Source organism: Pseudomonas sp. GD03944, from assembly GCF_029839275.1.
Lineage (GTDB): Bacteria > Pseudomonadota > Gammaproteobacteria > Pseudomonadales > Pseudomonadaceae > Aquipseudomonas.
In genome coordinates this window covers 203,065-210,142 of the sequence record NZ_JAOCAH010000010.1, presented here as the reverse complement: position 1 = coordinate 210,142, position 7,078 = coordinate 203,065, and the positions used below count along the sequence as shown (strand labels likewise).

Sequence of the window (7,078 nt, the reverse complement as noted above, 5' to 3'; positions counted from 1 at the left end):
CGATGCCAAGACACCGCGCCGGCAAGGCAGATGAAAGAACCTCATCCCTCTCTGCGGCGATGTTCGGCCTTGAAAAATACCCCCGTCGAAGCCATCTACACCGATACAGACTTTCTGACTCGTCCAATCACCGCCTGATGGAGACTTCCATGACCCTCGATGAACTGAACGCCCTGCCCGGTGTGACCGGCAAGCCGGACGTCGCCACCGCCGACTTCGTCTACAACCACACCATGATCCGCGTGAAGGACCTGGAGAAGTCCCTGGACTTCTACACCCGCGTGCTGGGCTTCAGCCTGCTGGAGAAGAAGGAGTTCCCGGACGCCGAGTTCAGCCTGTATTTCCTGGCCCTGGTGGACAAATCGCAAATCCCGGCCGACCCGGCTGCCCGTCACCAGTGGCGCAAGTCCATCCCCGGCGTGCTGGAGCTGACCTACAACTACGGCACCGAAAAAGACCCGGAATTTTCCTACCACAGCGGCAACAGCGATCCGCGCGGCTTCGGCCACCTATGCGTGGCAGTGCCGGACATCAAGGCCGCCTGCCAGCGTTTCGAAGACCTCGGCGTGGCCTTCCAGAAGCGCCTGACCGATGGCCGCATGCGCGACATCGCCTTCATCAAGGACCCGGACGGCTACTGGGTGGAAATCATCCAGTTCACCGACGTGGCCTGATTCGCGACGTTTCGACAACGGGCTGCCTACGGGCGGCCCGTTGTCGTTTCAGACGCCCGTACGGCGCACGCCATTTCTCGGAGGTCCTGCTTCAATCGGGTGCAACTCAGGTAGAATCGCCGCTTTTTCCGGGTCGAGCTGCCATGAACAACCCTCACACTCCCGAAGCACGCAACGAGCTGCTCTACGGCCTGGACGACAAGCCGCGCCCGCTGGCCGCGTTGCTCGCCGCGCTGCAGCACTTGCTGGCGATCATCGTGCCGATCGTCACCCCCGGCCTGCTGATCTGCCAGGCCATTGGCGTCTCGCCGCGCGACACCAACATCATCGTGTCGATGAGCCTGGTGATTTCCGGCATCGCCACCTACGTGCAGTGCAAACGCTTCGGCCCGTTCGGCGCCGGCCTGCTGATCGTGCAGGGCACCAGCTTCAACTTCGTCGGCCCGCTGATCGCCGGCGGTGTGCTGCTGGTCAACCAGGGCATGCCGGTGGAAACGGTGATGGCGACCATCTTCGGCGTGGTCATCGCCGGCTCGTTCATCGAGATGGGCGTCTCGCGCATCCTGCCCTTCATCAAGCGCCTGATCAGCCCGGTGGTCACCGGCATCGTGGTGCTGATGATCGGCCTGACGCTGATCAAGGTCGGCCTGATCAGCATGGGTGGCGGCTACGCCGCGATGAGCAACGGCACCTTCGCCAACAGCGAGAACCTGCTGCTGTCCGGCGTGGTGCTGGCCGCCATCGTCGTGCTCAACCGCCTGCCACTGGTGTGGCTGCGCAGCTGCGCGATCATCATCGCCCTGGCCATCGGCTACGCCCTGGCCGCCTACCTGGGCCGCCTGGACTTCACCGGCATGCGCGAAGCGGACCTGTTCCAGGTGCCGATGCCGCTGCACTTCGGCCTGGCGTTCTCCTGGAGCCTGTTCATCCCGATGGTGGTGATCTACCTGGTGACCTCGCTGGAAGCCATCGGCGACGTCACCGCCACCAGCAAGCTGTCGCGCCAGCCGGTCGAAGGCCCGCTGTGGATGCAACGGATCAAGGGCGGGGTGCTGGTCAACGGCGCCAACTCGCTGCTGGCCGGCCTGTTCAACACCTTCCCCAGCTCGGTGTTCGCCCAGAACAACGGTATCATCCAGCTGACCGGCATCGCCAGCCGCCATGTGGGCATGTGGATCGCCGCGATGCTGGTGATCCTCGGCCTGTTCCCGGTGGTTGCCGGCGTGCTGCAGGCGGTGCCGGAGCCGGTGCTCGGCGGTGCAGCGCTGGTGATGTTCGGTGCGGTGGCTGCGGCGGGCATCAATATCCTCGCCGGTATCCAGCTGGATCGCCGCGCGCTGCTGATCATCTCGGTGTCGCTGGCCCTCGGCCTGGGCTTCTCCCAGGTGCCGGAGTTCCTCGCCCACCTGCCGGCGTCGGTGCGCAACGTGCTGGAATCCGGCGTCGCCACCGGCGGCATCTGCGCCCTGCTGATGAACTGGTTCCTGCCGGAAAGCCCGGCCAAGGATGCCCAGCCAGCAGAGTGAAGGCCTTGCCGCTCCCATGAAAAAGGGCCGCTGATGCGGCCCTTTTTCATTATCTGATCGTTCTCAATTGCCCCGGTGGATGGGTGGAGCGTCATCCACCCTACGGGACCTGATCGTTCCCACGCTCCGCGTGGAAAAGCATCCCGGGACGCTCCGCGCCCCAGACAACAGGCGTCAGCGGCGCTCCCAGGTCTCGTAGCAGTAGCCTGGCGTGTCGTCCTGGGCCGCGTGCTCTTCCGTCGCCGTGCGCTGCCACTGGGTTTCGTCGAACGCGGGGAAGTGGGCATCGCCTTCAGGCTGCAGCGCGACCCGGGTCAGGTACAGGCGGTCGCCATTGGCCAGGCCCTGCTCGTACAGCTGGGCGCCGCCGATCAGCATCAGTTCGTCGACACCGGCTTCCCGGGCCCAGGCGTCGGCTCGCAGCACAGCATCGTCCAGGGAGGAAAAGACTTCGGCGCCTTCCAGCTGCAGACCGGCCTGGCGACTGACCACCAGGTTGAGGCGGCCCGGCAGCGGGCGGCCGAGGGAATCCCAGGTCTTGCGACCCATGATGATCGGCTTGCCCAGGGTCAGGGTCTTGAAGTGCTTGAGGTCCGCCGGCAGGTGCCAGGGCAGTTGGTTGTCACGACCGATCACGCGGTTGTCCGCGAGCGCGGCGATCAGGCAGAGGGGGAGTGTCGTTTTCATGGCCGCGAGCATAGCAGAGGCCCGTCGTCAGACGCGCCTTTCACACTCGGCAACGTACTCGGGTTGCCAGACGATCATCGAACCGTCACTTTCGCCAGTGCAGGCTTGAAGCCTTCCCTATCGCAAGGAGACGCCGCCATGCTGCACACCGCCCGCATCCTGCTCTGTACCAGTACGCTGGCCCTGGCTGTTCCGGCCCAGGCCGACCCGGTGCAAGCCGCCATCGACTGGGCGCGACAACAGCCGTCGGCCAAGGTCGAGCACCCCACGGGCGACGCGAAGCCCCTGATCATCGCCCACCGCGGCGCCAGCGGCCATGTGCCCGAACACACCCTGGCCGCCTATGCCCTGGCGATCCTGCAAGGCGCCGATTACGTGGAGCCTGACCTGGTGATGAGCAAGGACGGCCACCTGGTCTCGCGCCACGACAACGAACTGGGGCTGACCACCGACGTCGCCCAGCGCCCGGAATTCGCCGAGCGCAAGCGCACCCAGACGGTCGACGGCACGCCCCTGACCGGCTGGTTCAGCGAAGACTTCACCCTGGCCGAGCTCAAGACCCTGCGCACCATCGAACGCATCCCGACGATCCGCCCGGGCAACACGCGCTTCGACGGCCAGTTCGAGATTCCCACCCTGCAGGAAACCATCGACCTAGTGAAACGCCTGCAAGCGAGCCAGGAGCGGGTGATCGGCCTGTACCCGGAAACCAAGCACCCGACCCACTTCCAGCGGCTCGGCCTGGCCATGGAGGCGCCGCTGGTCCAGGTGCTGGCCGCCAACGGCTACGACAGTGCCGACGCGCCGGTGTATATCCAGTCGTTCGAAGTGGACAACCTCAAGGCCCTGAGCCAGCTCACCGCCGTGCCGCTGGTGCAGCTGCTGTGGATCGAAGGGCAGCCCTATGACCAGGAAGCGAAAGGCGGCACGCTGTCCTACGCCGACATGCTCACTCCCGTCGGCCTCAAAGCAATCGCTGGTTACGCCAAGGGCATCGGCCCGGAGAAGAGTCAGGTCATCCCCCGGGACGCAACAGGCAACCTGGGGACACCCACCGCGCTGGTGCGCGATGCCCATGCCGCCGGGCTCACCGTCCACCCTTTCACCTTCCGCGCGGAAAACCACTTCCTGCCCGCCGACCTGCGCAGCGAGGGCGGCCCGGAGAAACAGGGCGATATCGAGGAGGAAATTCGCCGCTTCCTCGCCACCGGCATCGATGGCCTGTTCATCGACCAGCCGGACATCGCCGTGCGCCTGCGCGCAACACCCTGAGTGCGTCCGGGTTTAGCCCAATGCGGCATCAGGCGTTATGCTCTAGGCATTCCAATCGACGAGACGCCGCGTGACTGCCGCCTCCCCCTCCGACGACACCCTGCACCGCCTCTGGCTCAGCGAAACCATTCGCCTGCGCGAGGAGCATACCGGCCCACTGGAAGACAGCGAGGCGAACCGCCGCGCCCAGGTCCAGGGTGGCGATTTCAGTCAGCGTATCCAGCACCGTGCCTGGCTGCTCGGCGAACGCGACGGCCAGGTGAGCGCACTCCGTCATTGGCTGCAAGGCGCCCGCCTCGCCGGGCTGGCGCTGCTGTGCCTGGCGCTGATCGGCGGCAGCGGCCTGGCGGTGGCCGCCCTGGGTGACGGGCAGCGCCCGGTCAATGTGTTCTGGGCCCTGGGCAGCCTGCTCGGGATCAACCTGTTGTTGCTGCTGGGCTGGGCACTCAGCCTGTTGAGCCGCGACAGCGCCGCGCCCCTCGGCCGCCTGTGGCTCTGGCTCAGCGAGAAACTAGCCCGCGACGCCCAGGCCGTGCACCTGGCCCCTGCCCTGTTGCTGCTCCTGCAGCGCCAGCGCCTCAGCCGCTGGGGGCTGGGCCTGGTCGTTCACGGTTTCTGGCTGGCCACCCTGACCTCGGCGCTGGTGACCCTGCTGGTGCTGCTGGCCACCCGTCGCTACGGCTTCGTCTGGGAAAGCACCCTGCTCGGCGGCGAAACCTTCATCACCCTGACCCAGGCCCTGGGCAGCCTGCCGGCCCTGCTGGGCTTCAGCCTGCCGGATGCCGAGCTGATCCGCAGCAGCGGCGACAGCGCCGTGGCCAGTGAAAGCGCCCGCCTCAACTGGGCGGGCTGGCTGATCGGCGTGGTCATCGTCTACGGCCTGCTGCCGCGCCTGCTGCTGGCTCTGCTGTGCCTGTGGCGCTGGCGGCGCGGGCGCTCCGCCCTGCAACTGGACATCAACCTGCCCGGCTACAGCCTGCTGCGCGACCGTCTGATGCCGGGCAGCGAACGCCTCGGCGTGTGCGATGCCGCGCCCGATCAGCTGTATCAGCCCTTGGCCGGTGGCAACACGCTCGACAGCCAGGGCGCCCTGCTGGTGGCAGTGGAACTGGATGAGCGCCGGCCCTGGCCGCCGGCCCTGCCAAAGGGCGTGGCCAGCGCCGGGGTGATCGACAGCCGCGAACAGCGCCGGCAACTGCTGGACCAACTCACCCGTTTTCCGCCCGAGCGCCTGCTGATCGCCTGCGACCCGCGCCGCTCGCCAGACCGTGGCAGCCTGGCGTTGCTCGGCGAAATGGCCCGCACGGCCGCGGCCACCCGGGTCTGGTTGTTGCCCGCACAACCCGGCGAGGCGCTGGACAGCGACCGCCTGGGCGACTGGCACGCGGCCCTCGACCAGATGAACCTGAGCCACGGCGCCAACGCCCCGCTGACCTGGCTGGAGACCGGCCATGATTGATGCACGGGCAAACCGCAGGGTGGATGACGCTCTTTTCATCCACCAGGCCGGTGTCATCGACAGTGGGGACCTGAGGCCATGAACCAGGCGCTGAAACTGGCCGTGGTCGGCCACACCAACGTCGGCAAGACGTCGCTGCTGCGCACCCTGACCCGCGACGTCACCTTCGGTGAGGTGTCCCACCGCCCCAGCACCACCCGGCACGTGGAAGGCGCGCGGCTGTCGGTGGATGGCCAGGCGCTGCTGGAGCTGTACGACACCCCCGGCCTGGAAGACGCCATCGCCCTGCTCGACTATCTGGAACGCCTGGACCGCCCCGGCGAGCGCCTGGACGGCCCGGCCCGCCTGGCGCGTTTTCTCGAGAGCAGCGAAGCACGCCAGCGCTTCGAGCAGGAAGCCAAGGTGCTGCGCCAGCTGCTGGCCTCGGACGCCGGGCTCTATGTGATCGACGCCCGCGAGCCGGTGCTGGCCAAGTACCGCGACGAACTGGCAGTGCTGACCATGTGCGGCCGGCCGTTGCTGCCGGTGCTCAACTTCGTGGCCTGTAACCAGCACCGCGAAGACGACTGGCGCGACGCCCTGGCCCGCCTCGGCCTGCATGCCCTGGTGCGCTTCGACAGCGTGGCGCCGCCGCTGGATGGCGAACGCCGGCTGTACGAAAGCCTGGCACTGATGCAGGAAAAATCCCGGCCGAGCTTGCAACGCCTGATCGACGACCACGAACAGCAACGCGTGGCCCGTCGCCACAGCGGCGCCCGGCTGATCGCCGAACTGCTCATCGACAGCGCCGCCTGCCGACGCAGCGTGGCCGCCGAGCCGGCCCTGGAACAGGCCGCGATCCGCGAGCTGCGCGAAGCCATCCGCCAGCGAGAACAGCGCTGCGTCGAGGCGATGCTGCGGCTGTATGCCTTCCGCCCGGAAGACGCCAAGGCCGATGACCTGCCGCTGCTCGACGGGCGCTGGGGCGATGACCTGTTCAACCCGGAAACGCTCAAACAGCTGGGCGTGAAAGTCGGCGGGGGCATGGCTGCCGGCGCGGCGACCGGCGTGGGCATCGATCTGCTGGTGGGCGGCGTCACGCTGGGTGCAGCGGCGGCCCTCGGTGCGCTGATCGGCGGCGGCGCCCAGACCCTGCGCAGCTACGGCTCCCGCATCAAGGGCAAGCTCAAGGGGCAACGCGAACTGACCGTGGACGACGCCGTACTGCGCCTGTTGGCCCTGCGGCAGCACCTGTTGCTGCAAGCCCTGGAGGTGCGTGGCCATGCGGCGACGAACCGGGTCAACCTGGCCTCGCCGCAAGACAACACCTGGCGCGAAGGCAAGCTGCCCGAAGCCCTGTCGATGGCCCGGGCGCACCCCGAATGGTCGTCGCTGAACCCCGGAGCCCAGCTGACCCAGATCGACCGCCTGGAACAGGTCGAGCGCCTGCGCAACGAGATTGTCGCCACCTGAATGCCCGC

Annotated in this window: 6 protein-coding genes; 5 read left to right on the top strand and 1 reads right to left on the bottom strand. The window is 67.4% G+C overall.

The features are described from left to right. Positions 1-149: 149 nt before the first annotated feature. Both gloA and N5C28_RS16870 read left to right on the top strand, forming a co-directional pair. Complete coding sequence (gloA, locus tag N5C28_RS16875; RefSeq protein WP_279824112.1) at positions 150-674, top strand: lactoylglutathione lyase; 525 nt, start codon at positions 150-152, stop codon at positions 672-674. A gap of 143 nt (positions 675-817) precedes the next feature. Then, positions 818-2,200 (top strand): nucleobase:cation symporter-2 family protein, encoded by a 1,383-nt coding sequence (locus N5C28_RS16870; protein WP_279824111.1) that lies wholly within the window; start codon positions 818-820, stop codon positions 2,198-2,200. 174 nt (positions 2,201-2,374) lie between these two features. Here N5C28_RS16870 and N5C28_RS16865 read toward each other — a convergent pair whose 3' ends face one another. Then, positions 2,375-2,899, bottom strand: coding sequence for a dihydrofolate reductase (locus N5C28_RS16865; RefSeq protein WP_279824109.1), 525 nt, complete (start codon positions 2,897-2,899; stop codon positions 2,375-2,377). A gap of 126 nt (positions 2,900-3,025) precedes the next feature. Here N5C28_RS16865 and N5C28_RS16860 point away from each other — a divergent pair, with 126 nt between their 5' ends. From N5C28_RS16860 to N5C28_RS16850, 3 genes are all read left to right on the top strand, one after another. Beyond that, on the top strand, positions 3,026-4,159 hold the full coding sequence (locus N5C28_RS16860; RefSeq protein ID WP_279824107.1) for a glycerophosphodiester phosphodiesterase: 1,134 nt from the start codon (positions 3,026-3,028) through the stop codon (positions 4,157-4,159). A gap of 70 nt (positions 4,160-4,229) precedes the next feature. Beyond that, positions 4,230-5,618, top strand: a complete 1,389-nt coding sequence (locus tag N5C28_RS16855; RefSeq protein WP_279824105.1) for a DUF2868 domain-containing protein — start codon at positions 4,230-4,232, stop codon at positions 5,616-5,618. Positions 5,619-5,696: 78 nt separating this feature from the next. Beyond that, complete coding sequence (locus N5C28_RS16850) at positions 5,697-7,070, top strand: GTPase/DUF3482 domain-containing protein (protein WP_279824104.1); 1,374 nt, start codon at positions 5,697-5,699, stop codon at positions 7,068-7,070. Positions 7,071-7,078 lie beyond the last annotated feature (8 nt).